This window comes from Pedobacter jeongneungensis, from assembly GCF_039538295.1.
Classification (GTDB): Bacteria; Bacteroidota; Bacteroidia; order Sphingobacteriales; family Sphingobacteriaceae; genus Pedobacter; species Pedobacter jeongneungensis.
The window spans coordinates 133054-148633 of sequence record NZ_BAABBY010000011.1 but is presented as its reverse complement, the minus strand read 5'-3'; the positions used below and the strand labels follow the sequence as shown (position 1 = coordinate 148633).

At 40.9% G+C, this 15580-nt stretch carries 8 protein-coding genes; 3 read left to right on the top strand and 5 right to left on the bottom strand.

Going from position 1 to position 15580, the window contains the following annotated elements; translation table 11 throughout:
* Positions 1 to 18: 18 nt before the first annotated feature.
* From ABD769_RS20570 to ABD769_RS20555, 4 genes are all read right to left on the bottom strand, one after another.
* Positions 19 to 1128, bottom strand: coding sequence for a discoidin domain-containing protein (locus tag ABD769_RS20570; RefSeq protein WP_344853239.1), 1110 nt, complete (start codon positions 1126 to 1128; stop codon positions 19 to 21).
* Positions 1129 to 1200: 72 nt separating this feature from the next.
* Entirely contained in the window at positions 1201 to 2745 is a 1545-nt protein-coding gene (locus tag ABD769_RS20565) for a RagB/SusD family nutrient uptake outer membrane protein (protein WP_344853238.1), read from the bottom strand.
* A gap of 1 nt (position 2746) precedes the next feature.
* Positions 2747 to 5653 (bottom strand): SusC/RagA family TonB-linked outer membrane protein, encoded by a 2907-nt coding sequence (locus tag ABD769_RS20560; protein WP_344853237.1) that lies wholly within the window; start codon positions 5651 to 5653, stop codon positions 2747 to 2749.
* Positions 5654 to 6300: 647 nt separating this feature from the next.
* Positions 6301 to 7836, bottom strand: coding sequence for a SulP family inorganic anion transporter (locus ABD769_RS20555; protein ID WP_344853236.1), 1536 nt, complete (start codon positions 7834 to 7836; stop codon positions 6301 to 6303).
* Positions 7837 to 8426: 590 nt separating this feature from the next.
* Between ABD769_RS20555 and ABD769_RS20550 the strand changes: the two genes are divergently transcribed.
* From ABD769_RS20550 to ABD769_RS20540, 3 genes are all read left to right on the top strand, one after another.
* On the top strand, positions 8427 to 11504 hold the full coding sequence (locus ABD769_RS20550; protein WP_344853235.1) for a SusC/RagA family TonB-linked outer membrane protein: 3078 nt from the start codon (positions 8427 to 8429) through the stop codon (positions 11502 to 11504).
* Between the two features lie 11 nt (positions 11505 to 11515).
* Positions 11516 to 13195: a RagB/SusD family nutrient uptake outer membrane protein gene (locus ABD769_RS20545; RefSeq protein ID WP_344853234.1), complete on the top strand. Its 1680-nt coding sequence runs from the start codon at positions 11516 to 11518 to the stop codon at positions 13193 to 13195.
* A gap of 822 nt (positions 13196 to 14017) precedes the next feature.
* Positions 14018 to 14620 (top strand): Crp/Fnr family transcriptional regulator, encoded by a 603-nt coding sequence (locus ABD769_RS20540; RefSeq protein ID WP_344853233.1) that lies wholly within the window; start codon positions 14018 to 14020, stop codon positions 14618 to 14620.
* A gap of 68 nt (positions 14621 to 14688) precedes the next feature.
* Here ABD769_RS20540 and ABD769_RS20535 read toward each other — a convergent pair whose 3' ends face one another.
* A complete protein-coding gene (locus tag ABD769_RS20535) occupies positions 14689 to 15579 on the bottom strand; it encodes a helix-turn-helix domain-containing protein (RefSeq protein ID WP_344853232.1) in 891 nt (296 codons plus the stop codon).
* Position 15580: the final 1 nt, after the last annotated feature.

Below are 15580 nucleotides of genomic sequence, written 5' to 3'. Positions count from 1 at the left end.
TTTTCCGTACTCCATCACCTATTTCGTTTTATTAATTGTCCATTCTGCAAGCTGGAATGTACCGCCATTCCTTAATTCTGTAATGTTTACACGGTAATACTGGTAGGCAACCGTGTTGGTACACCTAAAGATTTTTTGCTGGTACCTTTCTTCGAAAAAGAAGTTGGTAACGCGGTGCAGTTCGGTCCAGTTAACACCATCCTGCGAGCCTTCGTATGTCCAGGCTTTTGGATCTCTTTCCGGGGCATCGTTAGCCGATATAAGTGTATAAACCGACGATACTTCTGGTGTTTTAAGTTTGAATTGCATGGTTAAAAAACCATTTATATTGCATAAAAACTTAGTGTGGTCATCGCCATCGATTACTTTTTTAGAGTTTTCGCCACTGGTTGGTCCACCGTCGTTTTCACGGTTGGAAGAGAAAGTACCCCCTATGGTAACCATTAAATTTGGTGGAGGCGGAACAAAAGTTAAACGGGTAACAAAGCCATCAAAACCGAAGGTATGATCGGGACTGATGACATGAACAACTCCATTTTTTGTTCTGATGTTATTTGAAGCCGTTGTACTGGTGGCCCAGTTTCTGATAAACTTGCTTTTTTTGGTATTGCTAAACTCGATCACTTCTGGTCCGGCACCAACCTCGCCCGATGCCGATCCTTTGGTTGATTTTGCATGCATCGGATAGGCAACTTTTACGCTGGTTAGGTTTAAACCATCCTGAAGTTTTAAAGAATCAGTTGTTTTTACTCCTCTGATGATGTAATAAGATACCATCGTATCCAGCTGTATGCCATCAATATTAGATAAGAACAAAGGATCCTTATCGGATAGTTTTCTTAAACTGTTTAAATTCCTTAAAGCCAGCTGAAAGCTCGGATTGGTTACGGCAAACAGGGTTACATTACTATCGGTAAGTGTTTTCTTTAAACCCATCCGGTCAATCGCCACAATGAGCGAATCGTACACGCCAGGTTTACTTTTTAAATATTCGTAGGTATTTCCTGCAAAAGGAACTGCTTCATCAGAAGCATCATAATAGCCCCCGTTCTTTTTACAAGCCGAATACACCAGGGTGAGCAATAAAAGCATAGCTGCTGTCCCCACATATTTTACAAAATTTTTCATCTGTTTATTATTTTAATGGTGATGAAGCCACCATAGCCCCGAAAGACCATATTGGTTTCATATATCTATTATTTAGCGCCAGTAAGGGTTCTGGGTTAATAAATTATTCTGCAATAAAAGTTTGCGCGATATTGGCCAATAAATGCCTCCCGAATTAATCAGGTTCATAAATTTGGCATCGTTTTGTCTTATTTTATTGTAGCGGATTAAATCGTACCACCTCTGGCCTTCGCCCATTAATTCGCGGTGACGCTCTTCGAAAATCATTTTTAAGATATCATCATTCAAATTAAAGCTGAATGATGAACCCGCAACAGTTCTCCGGAGAAGCACGTTTAGCAATTCGTTGGCAGCGCCTTCCTGATCGCCAAGCACAGACAGCGCTTCGGCACGTAATAACACGATATCTTCCAACCGCGTAAAAATTAATGCACTGGTAAAGTACCTGAAGTTAGGATCGGTGGTACCACCCTGAATTACCTTTATTTTACTAAAAATTGGATATTTGCCATTCAGGTTGGTGAAATAACGATCGTATTTAGATTGACCTAAGGTATCTACAGCAAATCTTTCGTCGTTTGGCCAGTTAAAATATTTTAAGATCGAATCTTTTGGCAGATAAATATCAGGGATTGCTTTTGTGGTAATTGGTTCGGCAAGCGTAAGCTCTTCTATATGGCCTGTTGATGAACCATCGATATGACCGTAATCTGAGTTAAAGCCAAACATCTGCCTGAAGTTTTTATTATAGAAGAAGCCATTTGAGTTTGATAAATCCTGGCTGGATGTAAAGCCTCCACCGCTTTTTCCGTAATTATCTTCTACAAATTTTGCGTATTTCGCTACGTTCGAGTAATCGGCTGTCCAGGCGGCAACATGCGCTAAAACGGCATAAGCTGTAACTTTAGTTGCTAATGCACCTCCCCAACGGGTTCTGTCTTCATTATAATAGTTACTCGGCTGCTGTATATCGCCACCACTGTAAATGTAAGGCAGGTCTGCAGCAGCTTTTAAAATTTCAGATTCTACCCAGGCCAAAATTTTTGCCTGACTTTCTCTTGGTTTATTTTCAAATACCCCCTCGTTAGAAGAAATAATGAATGGCACATCGCCCCAGATCCGCACCATGTAGAAGTATGCAAAAGCCCTTAAAAACCTGGCTTGCGCAATATCAACCGTCATGTTATTATCAGAGTAGCGTTTATCTGTTGCTTTAACATGCCCAACGTTTTCAAGAAAAACATTCGCACCATTTACAATCGCATAAAATCTGGTCCAGTCTGAAAGTGATTCTACAACCGGATAAGACGCATTTAAATTATTGCTGATAATGGCTTTTAAATCCTGACGTTTCGGACTGGTAAATTCGCCGGTTCTTACATCGCCGTAAATCCAGTGTCCATTGTTATCAGATAATGCCGAGCGCGTAAGGGCATAAACCCCCATAATACCGGCACGGGCATCCTCAACCGTGTTCCACATGTTTTTCTCGCCCACAACCCGGGTAGAATCTGTTTCCAAAGCCTTATTACAACCCGATAAAGCAATTACAGCAAGCAGAAATGAGTATAATATTTTCTTCATCATTGTTGATGTTTTGTTTGTATTTCTTTCCATATTATAATTCCATTTTAACACCCAACGTATAGGTTCTTGGGATTGGTTGACCGTAGCCTGTATCAATGCCATCGTAACCTACCAGTTCAGGATCCTGCCCCGTGTATTTGGTAATTACGAACACATTATTTACCGAGCCATATACATAGATTTTATTCACCTTAATGTTTTTACGCTTTAAAAAGTTGCCAAAATCATATCCAAGAGAAACCGATCTTAATTTTAAGAATGAGCCGTTTTCAAGGAACAGGTCCTGATCGGTACGGTAAGGAATTATGGTACTCCAGGGATTATATAAAGGATACTTGCTGTAATCGCCTCTTTTTTCCCAGAAGGTGATTTCTTTAACCGATGCTACATCTGTACTTCCTTCGTGGTTTACAAAATCGAAACGGTTAGCCATTTCTTCATTAATGATTTTTCTGCCAAGATTGAAATACAGGTTGGTATTTAAAGTCCAGCTGCCATACCTGAAAGCGTTATCAAACCCTCCTGCCAGAACCGGCAAAGAATGTCCTTTTAATACTTTGTCTTTTTCATCGATAATGTTATCGCCATTCTGATCTTTCCATTTCGGATCGCCGGCTTTTAAAGGCGTACCATTGTATTTTAAAGGCTGTCCGTTAACAACAGGCACCTGACTGTTTGCGGTATAAATCCCTTCATTTTCCAGTAACCAATACTGATCTACCGGTTCACCAACTTTTAAAAACCTGTTGCCGATGATAATTTCGTTCAATCCTCTAGGCAAGGCGGTTAGTTTATTACTGTTATGGTTCAGGTTTAGTGAAGAATTCCATGAGAATTTGCTTTTAGCAATTACCAGCGCACTGATGGTTAAATCTACACCGGTATTGCTCATATTCAATCCACTCTCGATAGATTGCTTGTAACCATATTCTGCATATGACGGGATGCCCAGCAATTGGTTTTTCTCTGCTTTGGTATAAAAATCAAGCGCTACATGCAGGCGGTTTTTAAGCATGGCTACATCTGCACCGATATTTAACTGATCTGAATACGACCATGGCACACCATAACCTACCCAACCGAATGAATATGGCCTGGTTAATACCCCGATTGCATTATAACCCGGAACAGTTAAATTTCCGGTGTAACCAACCGATGCACTGTACTGAGGCCCCTGTGCATAATTATCAAAGGTAAAAGCCCTGCCCAATCTGCCTGCGCTGGCACGCAATACCAGGTCGTCGATAAATTTTTCGTCTTTAAGCAGTTCGTTTTTGATGTTCCACGCTGCCGAAACCGTAGGCGAATAAAACCAGCGCTTTGTTGGTTGTGCATTTGATGAACCATCTGCCCTTAATATTCCCGATAAAAAGTATTTATCATTGTACGAGTAATTTACCTTACCATAAAATGATAACAGGTTATCGGCGGTTTTATCCAGGAAACGATAAGTTAACTCTCTTGGAAATGCTGTTGGAACCAGGTAGTTGGGGTTATCGGCACCGTTATCGAGTTTGGGTTTAGAATCCAACAGGTTGATTTTGATATAATCATTGGCCCCTTTATAAGCATAAGCATAGTTGTACTTATAAATATCCCATATCATGGACTGGCCCAGTTCGAAATGAAAATCGTGTACTTCTCTAAATTTGAGATCATAAGTGGCCTTATTTTCCATCATTAGCCTTTGGTTAAACCCATAATAGTTAGAGGCATAGCTATTACCTTGCAACAATGTTCTTGCATAGAAAATATCCCTGTAACCTTCGTTATAATCTACATTGAAAGATGAGCTGATGTTAAATTTGCCCAATGTGGCCACCAGTTTGGCAAAGCCCTGGATGCTATTGGTTTTGTTATCATCAAAACCTTTACTGTATGAATTTAAGTAACTGGCATAATAATCTTTATTGGGTGCCAGCGGTGCACTTAGGTCAGGGAAATAGTTGATCTGTGCAAACCTGTCTCTTAAGGTTCTGTTTCGATCGCGGTTTAAACGGTTACCATTAATCATGGCCGAAAACAACAACCATTTAACCGGTTTCATGTTGATATTGAACATGGCGCTATAACGATCTAAGCCAGTATCGTCAGCAACGCCACTGCTTTTCGTATTACCAAGTGAGAACCTGAAATTTGCACGGTCAGAACCACCGGTTAAGCCTAAGTTAATGCCATAAACCAGTGCATTCTTATAATATAAATCGGTCCAGTTAGATTTGCCGCTATATACATTATTTAGCGAATCACTTAAATATACTGGATAAGCTTCATCATCAGAGTACCTGCCGTTAGTGGTATAAATATCGTAGAAACGCTGTCTGAATTCATTCTCATACTTACCGTTAATGGTGTTTACAACTGGCTTTTGTGCCATACCGATATACGAGTTAAAACTGATGCTGCGCGAAACACCGTCAGGAGCTTTTGTTTTAAGCAGGATAACACCATTTACACCCCTTGGACCATAAACAGCCGTACTGGCCAGATCGCTCAAAACTTCTATAGAAGCGATGTTGTTCATATCAATCCCGGTAAGCAGGTTAGTGGCAGGACCAATCCTGTTGAAATCGTACTGCTGGATATCAAAAGCGAAAGGATGCTCGCCAATTAAAGGCACACCATCCAGCACCACCAATGGCTGTGAGGCATATACATCTTTTTTAGACAGCAACGGCATTGGCGCTCCTCTTAAAAACATATTTTGTATGGTTCCCGGTTCGCCTGAGGGCTCCTGAACATACAGGCCGGCAAAATTGCCCTTTAAATTTTGCTGTAATGAAATGGCCGGGAAAAGAGAAAGGTCTTTGGTATCTTTCTGCACACCACCCGATAGTTTGTTATAAACTGTTTTCTGACTGATCTGCTTTAAACTATCTTTCCGCAGTGAATCTTTTAGGGGTACGAACTTAATTTTCGTCGTATCCTGAAAGATCAAATAATTAATTGTTAGGCCTTTACTGATTTTTTTGCCCGCTGCAAAAACTGGTAAAACGTTTAATGTAAACGCGGCAAAAAAGACAAGGCACGCCCATAAGTATCGCATAGTTAATGGATCTTTAATTGGTAAAAAAATGATTCTTAAAATTTATTTTTTTGGAAACGGCAAGATATATCCTTGATTAGGGAGATAGGTACTTCTGGAGTAATAGTTAGGGATTCTCATAAAATTTAGCATTTGGTTAAATCAAATATATATATACTAAATCGTTTTAACAACAAATTGTCATTTTTATGAAATTTTTATTAAATCCGATAATAATATTCAATTATTAACAATAAATGTCAATTTGACACATAAAAAAATCAAATATTATCTAATTATATTAACATTTTAATCCGCTAGAAAACAGCATATAGCGATATTTTACACCCCTGATTACAATAAATTGAGTGATTTTATGTTGCAGGAAATAAATCTAGTTAAACGTTTTACCTAAACTGTTTTCAAGCAGGTTTTAACTACGTAATTATAGTATAACATTCAATATCTGTGTACATCACACTTAACATAGAATTAATATTACAGTTTAGCTTCCGTCAATACGTTGTTTGAAATACGAATCATTAATTGCTTAACCGCAACTATTTTTCTGTAGCAACACGGTAAAGAGGATCTTCAATGATATTTACCTCAATAATTTCGTCCGCATTTTTTAGAAGGCGCTTACAATCTTCGCTAAGGTGCTTTAACTGAAGTTTTTTATTGGCTAAGCGGTACCTTTCGGTAAGTTTGTTTAGGGCATCTATGCCCGACATATCAAAAACCCGGCTGTGTCTAAAATCAACGGTAACCGTTAAAGGATCATCGGCAACATCAAAAAGTTCGTTAAAATTGGCTACTGAGCCGAAAAACAATGGACCGAATACTTCGTAGTGCTTTACACCATCTACATCGATATACCTGCTGGCCCTTATCCTTTTAGAGCTTTGCCATGCAAAAACAAGCGCCGAAATAATTACGCCGATTAATACTGCCAGGGCCAGATTGTGCAACCATACTGTAATTACGGCTACTAAAATACCAATAATAATATCCTGTTTGGGCATTTTATTGATTACCCTGAAACTCATCCACTCAAAGGTACCAATGGCTACCATCATCATTACGCCAACCAATGCGGCCATCGGCACACGGTCGATTACCGGGGCGCCAATTAAAATGATGAGCAATATGGTTAATGCAGCAATAATCCCCGATAACCTGGCCCTCGCTCCTGCCGAAAGATTTACCAGTGTTTGCGCAATCATCGGGCAACCGCCCATACCGGTAAAAAAACCATTTAACATATTGGCAATGCCTTGCGCAATGCTTTCACGGTTGCGGTTCCCTTTGGTTTCGGTTATTTCATCAACCAGGTTTAAAGTAAGCAATCCTTCGGTTAAGCCTACACCTGCCATAATAAGCGAGTAAGGGAAAATAATTTTAAGCATATCGAGATTCAACGGCACTTTAGGGATATGGAATGGCGGGAAACCACCGTTTACCGAGGAGATATTCCTTACCAGCCTGGTATCGATACCAAAGCAAAACACAATCAAAAAAACCACGATGATGGCCACTAAAGAAGCTGGAACAGCTTTCGTTATTTTGGGGAGGGTAATTACAATGGCTACGGTAAGTAAAACCAAACCAAGCATAATATACAAAGGCGTACCGCTTAACCATTCGACCTTACCGTTTACCAGGGTTTTAAACTGTTCTAACTGCGATATAAAAATAATCACGGCCAAACCATTCACAAAACCGAACATTACCGGCTGCGGAACAAGCCTTACAAATTTGCCCAGCTTAAAAAGCCCGACCATAATCTGGATTACACCCGCCAGCGCCACCGCAGCAAACACATATTCAATGCCCTGCGTTTTCATTAAGGCGATAAGGACAATTACTGTTGCTCCTGCCCCGCCCGAAACCAAACCGGGCCTTCCGCCTAAAACAGCAGTCACTAAACCCATTATAAAAGCGGCATATAAACCTGTTAATGGAGGAAACCCAGCCAGGATAGCAAATGATAATGATTCGGGGATCATCGTCATGGCAACCGTTAAGCCTGCAAGGATTTCGGTTTTATAGTTTATTTTTTTTGAAAAATCGAAAAGCTGCAGGTAGGGTTTCATGTAAGGAATAATATTAGAGGAAACAAATATCCGATTTTATAACAGAATACAGTTGATAATAATTTCATTCCGATTGATAATATACCCCCTTATGGAATATTGTAGCTCAATTGCTTATCAGGACTAGACCTATATTTAATCTGCGTCCTTCGCGTCATCTGCGGGAAACAAAAATCCTGCAAACAGATCTTTTACCACTGGAGATATCAATAACCAAATCAGCTAAAAATGCCGTTACATAACTTACTAATCAAACGGTTGCGCGGAGTTTTACCGGCAATCATTGTTTACAAGGCCCAAATAATTGATATTCTGAAAGGAAACGTAGTCATTATAAGACCCTGAGTCTATTTATTTTAGCATTTTCGAATACGACAACAGGCTATTAATTGTCACTTTTACATTTCTTATTGCCTTTAATACGTCTTTTTCTGCCTTATTCACTCCAGCATCGCATTTTATATTGCCACAAACGTTTGCGTGGAGTTTGCTCCCCCATTTATTTGATAGCAAGTGGTTTCATTTCTAAATTACGGCTTCAGCCGTTCGAAAAGCTGCAACTAAACTATTAACTAACAAAACAAACAACCATGAACAAATTAAAAAAAAGGCAAGCCCTTCTAACCGGCTTGTTTTTAATGTTCTCTCTTTTGGCCTTTGCGCAGGTAAAAATTACCGGTGTTGTAAAGGATAGTGATGGAGGAACTGTACCAGGTGCAACCGTGATGATTAAGGGAACCAGCACTGCTGTAAGTACCACACCCGACGGTAAATTCTCAATCAACGCTCCGGCAGATGCCATCTTAACAATCTCTTTTATTGGTTATGACCCACAGGATGTGCCTGTTAATGGTAAAACCACATTAAATGTAGTGCTTACATCTTCTGCCAAATCGCTAAACGAGGTGGTGGTAGTGGGTTACGGCACGCAAAAAAAGGTAAACTTATCCGGTTCGGTAAACACGGTAGATACCAAAAACATTGTAAACCGTCCGGTTACTTCGCTTACCAATGCTTTACAGGGCGCCGTACCCGGCATGGCCATTAAAGCTACACCTGGCGATGTTGGCGGCGACATTGGTACCATTAACGTACGTGGACGGGGTAATTTAGGTACTTCAGAGCCGCTCTTCGTGGTAGATGGGGTAATTGTAAATTCGGGTGATTTTGCCCGCATCAACACCAATGATGTAGAAAACATTTCGATCCTGAAAGATGCCTCGGCCTCTGCCATTTATGGCTCGAGGGCTGCCTATGGTGTAATATTAATTACGACCAAACGAGGAAAGAAGGGCGAAATGACCATTAATTACAATGCTTATTACGGCATTCAATCGGCAACGGTTTTGCCAAACTGGGTTGGCGCTTATGATTATGCTACTTTGCGTAACGAGGCTGCGACCAATGCAGGTAAAGCTCCGGTTTACTCGGCCAGTGATTTAACCAAGATCCAGAATCAATCAGACCCGGATCGTTTTCCGGATAACGACTGGTATGCTTTAACCTTAAAAAACACTGCTCCGGTAATGGAACATGCCATTAATGTTTCTGGCGGTGATAAAACCAGGTATTATTTAAGCGGAGCCTATTTTAACCAAAACTCCCTGGTTCCGGGAAAAGATTTAACACGTTACTCGTTAAGGGCAAATACCGAAACCCAGGTAAGTGATAAATTTAAGGTAGGTACCAACATCTCATTTATCCGTGATGGTTTCGACAATAAAAACGGATTAATCGATTTTACCAGTTTAAACAGGCTTACTCCATTAGTGGTAAATAAACAAACCAATGGTAACTGGGGCAGCATGAACGGTGGTAAAATAGACGGAACGCTTGCCGCAACCAATACGGTTAGGAAGCTGGAAGAAGGTGGCCGTAACTCGTACAATACCAACCGTTTTATCGGAAATTTAAACGGAACTTACACACCAGTAAAAGGTTTAGAAATCAGTGGTTTGGTTTCTTACAATTTCTATAATACCTTAAACAGTGCATTTATCAGCACCATTGATCCGATTCCGGATTTTAACACTGGTGCACCACTTAGCGGAACGGCTGTAAATACCAACCAGCTTACGGAAGAGTGGCAAAACATCGGTCGTTTGCTAACCCAGGCAACCGCAAGCTACGAAAAAACGATTGATAAGCATTACGCCAAGTTGCTGGCAGGTGCTTCTTACGAAAATAACAACACCAGGATAATCAAAACCATCCGCAAGAACTTTGTAAGTAACGATTTAAATGCCATAGACGGTGGTTCAAGCGATCCGTTAAACACCACCGCATCAGGCAGTATCCAGCAAAAAGCTTTCGAATCGGTATTTGGCAGGTTTAACTACGCTTATAACGACCGTTATTTATTCGAAGCCAGTGTAAGGTTAGATGCTTCTTCTCAGTTTGCTCCTGGCCACCGCTGGGGTGCGTATCCATCATTTTCGGGTGCATGGAGAATCTCACAGGAAGATTTCATGAAAAACATCAGCTGGATATCTGAATTAAAACTCCGTGCATCGTGGGGTAAACTGGGTAATGTAAATAATGTAGGCCCTTACGATTATTTCGATGGTTTAAAAACAGGAACTGCAGCAATCCTCGACGAATCTAAACAGGATGGTGTTTTTCCGAATAAAATCTATAATCCACGCTTATCATGGGAAAAAATCGACATGACTAATATTGGTGTGGACGTGAATCTTTTCAAAAAGCTGAGTCTTCAGGTTGATGCCTTTGACCGTTTAACCAATGATATTTTATTGCCCGACCCAACTATACCAACAGAAGCAGGTTTAGTAAGTGATCCTGATCCACTTAAAACCCAATATCCATCTATTAACCTTGGTCAGGTGAGAAACAGGGGCTTCGAACTTTCGTTAACGTACAACGGACAAATCAACGATTTTAAATATTCAATCGGTGGTAACCTGAGTAAAATCTGGAACAAAGTGGTAAGCTTAGGTGATGCTTCAGAAACGCCTCCAAGCGGATATTATATCAACAGGGTTGGTCAGCCGATCGGTTCGTTTTACATGTGGCAATCAGACGGCTTATTTGCAAGCGATGCGGAAGTTGCCCAGCATGCATTTCAGGCCAATGGAACAAAAGCTGGTGACATTAAATATGTAGATCAGAATGGCGACCATAAAATTGACGGAGATGACCGCGTAATTGTAGGTAACGATGTGCCTTACCTTATCTATGGACTTAACTTTTCGGCAAATTACAAAAACTTCGATTTTTCAGTTTTAGCCAATGGAGTAAGTGATGTTAAGGTATATCTGGAAAGTGAAGCATCACAGGCTTTCTTTAACGGTGCCGGTGCAAAAGAATATGTATTAGACCGATGGACTGCCGCCAATCCTAATCCAAATGCAGCCTACCCAAGGGTTCTGGTATCTGGCGATAATACACAGAACTTAAAACAGTCTGATTTCTGGTTATTCAATGCAGATTACTTAAGGATTAAATCGTTAACCCTGGGTTACAGCTTGCCAAAATCGGTATTGGATAAAATTAAAATCAGGGGATTGAGGATTTATGCATCGAGCAATAATCCGTTTACCATCCGCGGCGATAAAAGGTTAAAGGATTTCGATCCGGAGGCTGCCTCTCAGCGTGCAGCTTATCCACAGTTAAAAACTTATTCGTTCGGTATTAACCTTACCCTTTAATAAAAGCTTTTATGAAAAAATTAATATATATATCGTGTTTAACTTTTGCCAGCCTGGCGATAAGCAGCTGCAAAAAATCAGCAATCGATTTTATTCCACAAAATGAGGCTTCGAACGCTACCTTCTGGAAATCACAAAAAGATGCCACTTTAGCCTTAAATGGTTGTTATGGTTATTTAAATAATGCTTTTAATAACGCCTACGATGATGGAGGATCAGACAATGCCTATGCCCAGTATCCGTGGGAAAGCAATGCCACAGCTATTGCTGCCGGTAATATCAATGCCACAATTGATCAGGGTTATAACAGCCGCTATGTCTATATCCGCAGGTATAACTATTTTCTGGATAATGTAGGCAAAACACCAATGGGTGCCGATTTAATGAAAAGATTTATTGCCGAGGCAAGGGTTTTAAGGGCATTAACCTATTTCGATCTGGCCAGAACATTCGGTCCGGTGCCGTTATTAAAAGTAGCGTATAGCGATCCGCACGAAACCGGAATTGCACCAACGCCAGAGGCCGAGGTGATTAACTTTGCCATTGCTGAAATTCAGAGTGCGCTAACCGATCTGCCGGCCACTTATCCTGGTGGCTCAAGTGTTGAAACCGGACGAATTACCAGCGGCGCAGCCTGGGCCATTTTAACCAGGATACAGTTACAATATGGCAAATATGCCGATGCGGTTGCCAGTGCTCAAAAAGTAATGAGTGCAGGTTATCAGTTATTCAGGGTAAGTACATTAGCTCCTGCTGATACGCAGGATGATTTTGGTTCTTTTGTAACTTTCGCCAATGACGCCGAAAAACAGAAATTTTATAAAGGTTTGGCCAGTTACGAGCAACAGTTTTGGCAAATTAATGAGGGAGCCAGTAAAGAGAACATTCTGGTTTCCCAGAATATTACCAATTCCTCTTATGAATATGGTAACGGTTTAAGAACCTTGTTTCCTCCGGGCAATTTAGGCGGATGGAGTTCGATTACCCCTACACAGGAAATGGTAGATGCCTACTGGGATAAAAACGGTAATCCATTTACTCCACCCGATGCAGCTACAAGAGCAAGCAATTATAATAACGGAACACCAAATGCGGCCTATGCAGATGAATTTAAAAACCGCGACACCAGACTTTATGCCAGTATATTATTCCCGGGTACACCCTGGAGCCGCTTTGATAGTGGTTATAAATTCTCGTGGGGAAAAGGCGGTGGAAACAACAGTGTAACCGGTTACAACTTTAAGAAACTGGTAGACCCTGCTTTTACCCAAAACGATTGGGATGGCGCACAGGATTTCCCGATCATCAGATACGCCGAAATCCTACTGGCTTACGCCGAAGCTAAAAATGAATTAAGCGGACCGGATGCGAGCATCTACGCGGTACTCGACGACATCAGGGACCGTGCCGGAATGCCGGCTGTGGTTCAGGCTACTTATAATACGAAAGAAAAATTAAGAACATTCATCCAGCAAGAACGCCGCATCGAACTGGCAGCAGAAGGTCAGCGTTCCTTTGATATCAGACGCTGGAACATCGCCAAAGATGTAATGAAAACCACTCACGATATCACCAACAGTCCGGTGCAGGAGCGTGTATGGGAATCTAAATTTGTATTGATGCCTTATCCTCAGGCAGCCTTAGATGGCAACCCGAATTTAAAGCCTGCCCAATCGGCAAAAGGTTATTAGAAAAAAAGTCCCGATCTAAAATCGGGACTTTTTTTTTTGTCTGGAAAGTCAGGAGACCGAGGTCGGGAAGTCCGAAGAAAATAAACCTTAATTTCCTTAATTCCTTAATGGTGAAAAGTCCTGAAGCCGGGAGACCGAGGTCGCGAAGTCCGAAGAAAATAAACCTTAATTTCCTTAACCTCTTAATGGTGAAAAAGTCCGGAAGCCGGGAGACCGAGGTCGCGAAGTCCGAAGAAAAATAAGCCTTAATTTCCTTAATCCCTTAATGGTGAAAAAGTCCGGAAGTCAGGAGACCGAGGTCGCGAAGTCCGAAGAAAATAAACCTTAATTTCCTTAATCCCTTAATGGTGAAAAAGTCCGGAAGTCAGGAGACCGAGGTCGCGAAGTCCGAAGAAAATAAACCTTAATTTCCTTAATCCCTTAATGGTGAAAAGTCCCGAAGCCGGGAGACCGAGGTCGCGAAGTCCGAAGAAAATAAACCTTAATTTCCTTAATCCCTTAATGGAGAAAAGTCCCGAAGCCGGGAGACCGAGGTCGCGAAGTCCGAAGAAAATAAACCTTAATTTCCTTAATCCCTTAATGGTGAAAAGTCCCGAAGCCGGGAGACCGAGGTCGCGAAGTCCGAAGAAAAATAAACCTCAATTTCCTTAATCCCTTAATGGTGAAAAGTCCCCAAGCCGGGAGACCGAGGTCGGGAAGTCCGAAGAAAATTAAGCCTTAATTTCCTTAACCCCTTAATGGTGAAAAAGTCGGGAAGTCAGGAGACCGAAGTCAGAAAGTTTAACGTATAAGTAAAAAAGCTTATTACATCTTCCTGCCTTAATGGTAAATCAAAAATACCCTTTATCTTTATCACCCAACATGCACCACGAATTGAGAGCACATATAGAAAAGATAGTCCCGTTAACAGATGAAGAATTTGCTTTTGTAAAGGAACATTTTATCACTAAAAAATTCAAAAAGCATCAATTCCTCATTCAGGAAGGAGAAAATGTAACCTATTCTTATTTTGTAGTTTCAGGACTTTTAAAACTGGTACATACCGACGATTCAGGCAAGCAGCACATTGTTTCGTTCGCCATGGAAGACTGGTGGGAAAGTGATTACCTGGCCTATTTTACACAAAGTAAGGCAACCATGAGTTTAGAATGCCTGGAAGACACCGAAGTATGCTGCTTTACCCTCGAAAATTACCGTAAATTATGTGCCGGCCTGCAAAAGATGGAACACTTTTTCTTACAGAAAGCAAACTTTGGCCATATCGGATCTCAGCGCCGAATTTTATCCTTATTAACCTCTAATGCACAACAGCGTTACGAACAGCTGTTAAAACAATATCCTGCCTTGTTCCAAAGGGTACCTAAATCATTACTGGCTTCTTATCTGGGTGTTTCGCGCGAAACATTGAGCAGGTTTTCTGTTTAAAATAAACCATATTATGATGGATACTGAAACAAGTTCAGCATGACGAAACGCTTAGCAAACTTATCCAACTAATTCAACAACTGCTTTTTAAATACATTCGGACTAACGCCCACTTCCTTTTTAAATAAACGCGAGAAATAAGAAAGATTCTCAAACCCCAGTGCGTAAGCAATTTCCGAAACCGATTTGTTCTCTCCGATCAGGCGGTTTTTGGCTTCAGATATTAAGTAAATATGAATATGTTCAAGGGCTGTTTTTCCGCTTTCCTGTTTTAATACATCAGATAAATAACCTGCAGAAATATTTAACCGTTCGGCCATATAATTTACCGAAGGTAATCCTTTACTCGCCAGTAATCCCCTGGCCACATAATTGTTAATCTCCTCATTAAATCTGGTTACCGTTTTGCCCGAAATCTCTGTCCGGTTAAGGAACTGCCTTTTGTAAAACCGCTGACTATACTTCAACAACGTATCTACATTTGCCAAAATCAGTTCCCTGCTGTATTCATCCTGGTTATTAAGGTATTCATTTTCAATTTTATGGAAAAGTTCCCATACCGTTGTTTCCTCACTGGGCGAGAGGTGCAGCGCTTCATTGGTTTCATAATCAAAGTAATGGTACTTTTTAATTTCATCATGCAGGTTATGCCCGTTCAGGAAATCCTCATGGATAAAAATCAAAAAGCCATCTTCCTCAAATTCGAGGTTTTTCATTTCAATAATCTGGTTGGGCTTAAAAAACATCATCGAGCCGTTCTCATGGTCGTATTTGGTACGCCCGTAAAGCACCTGCCCGGCAATAATCTTTTTAAAACCGATCATATAAAAGTCGCTCGTAAATTCACGGTCGCCCATGGTACACGTGCGGTCGCAATGGTAAACGCTAAATAAAGGGTTTTCGGGTGGTGGAAGCACATTTTCCCGGTGCAGCTCTACCAAACTTTTATAATGTTTCATC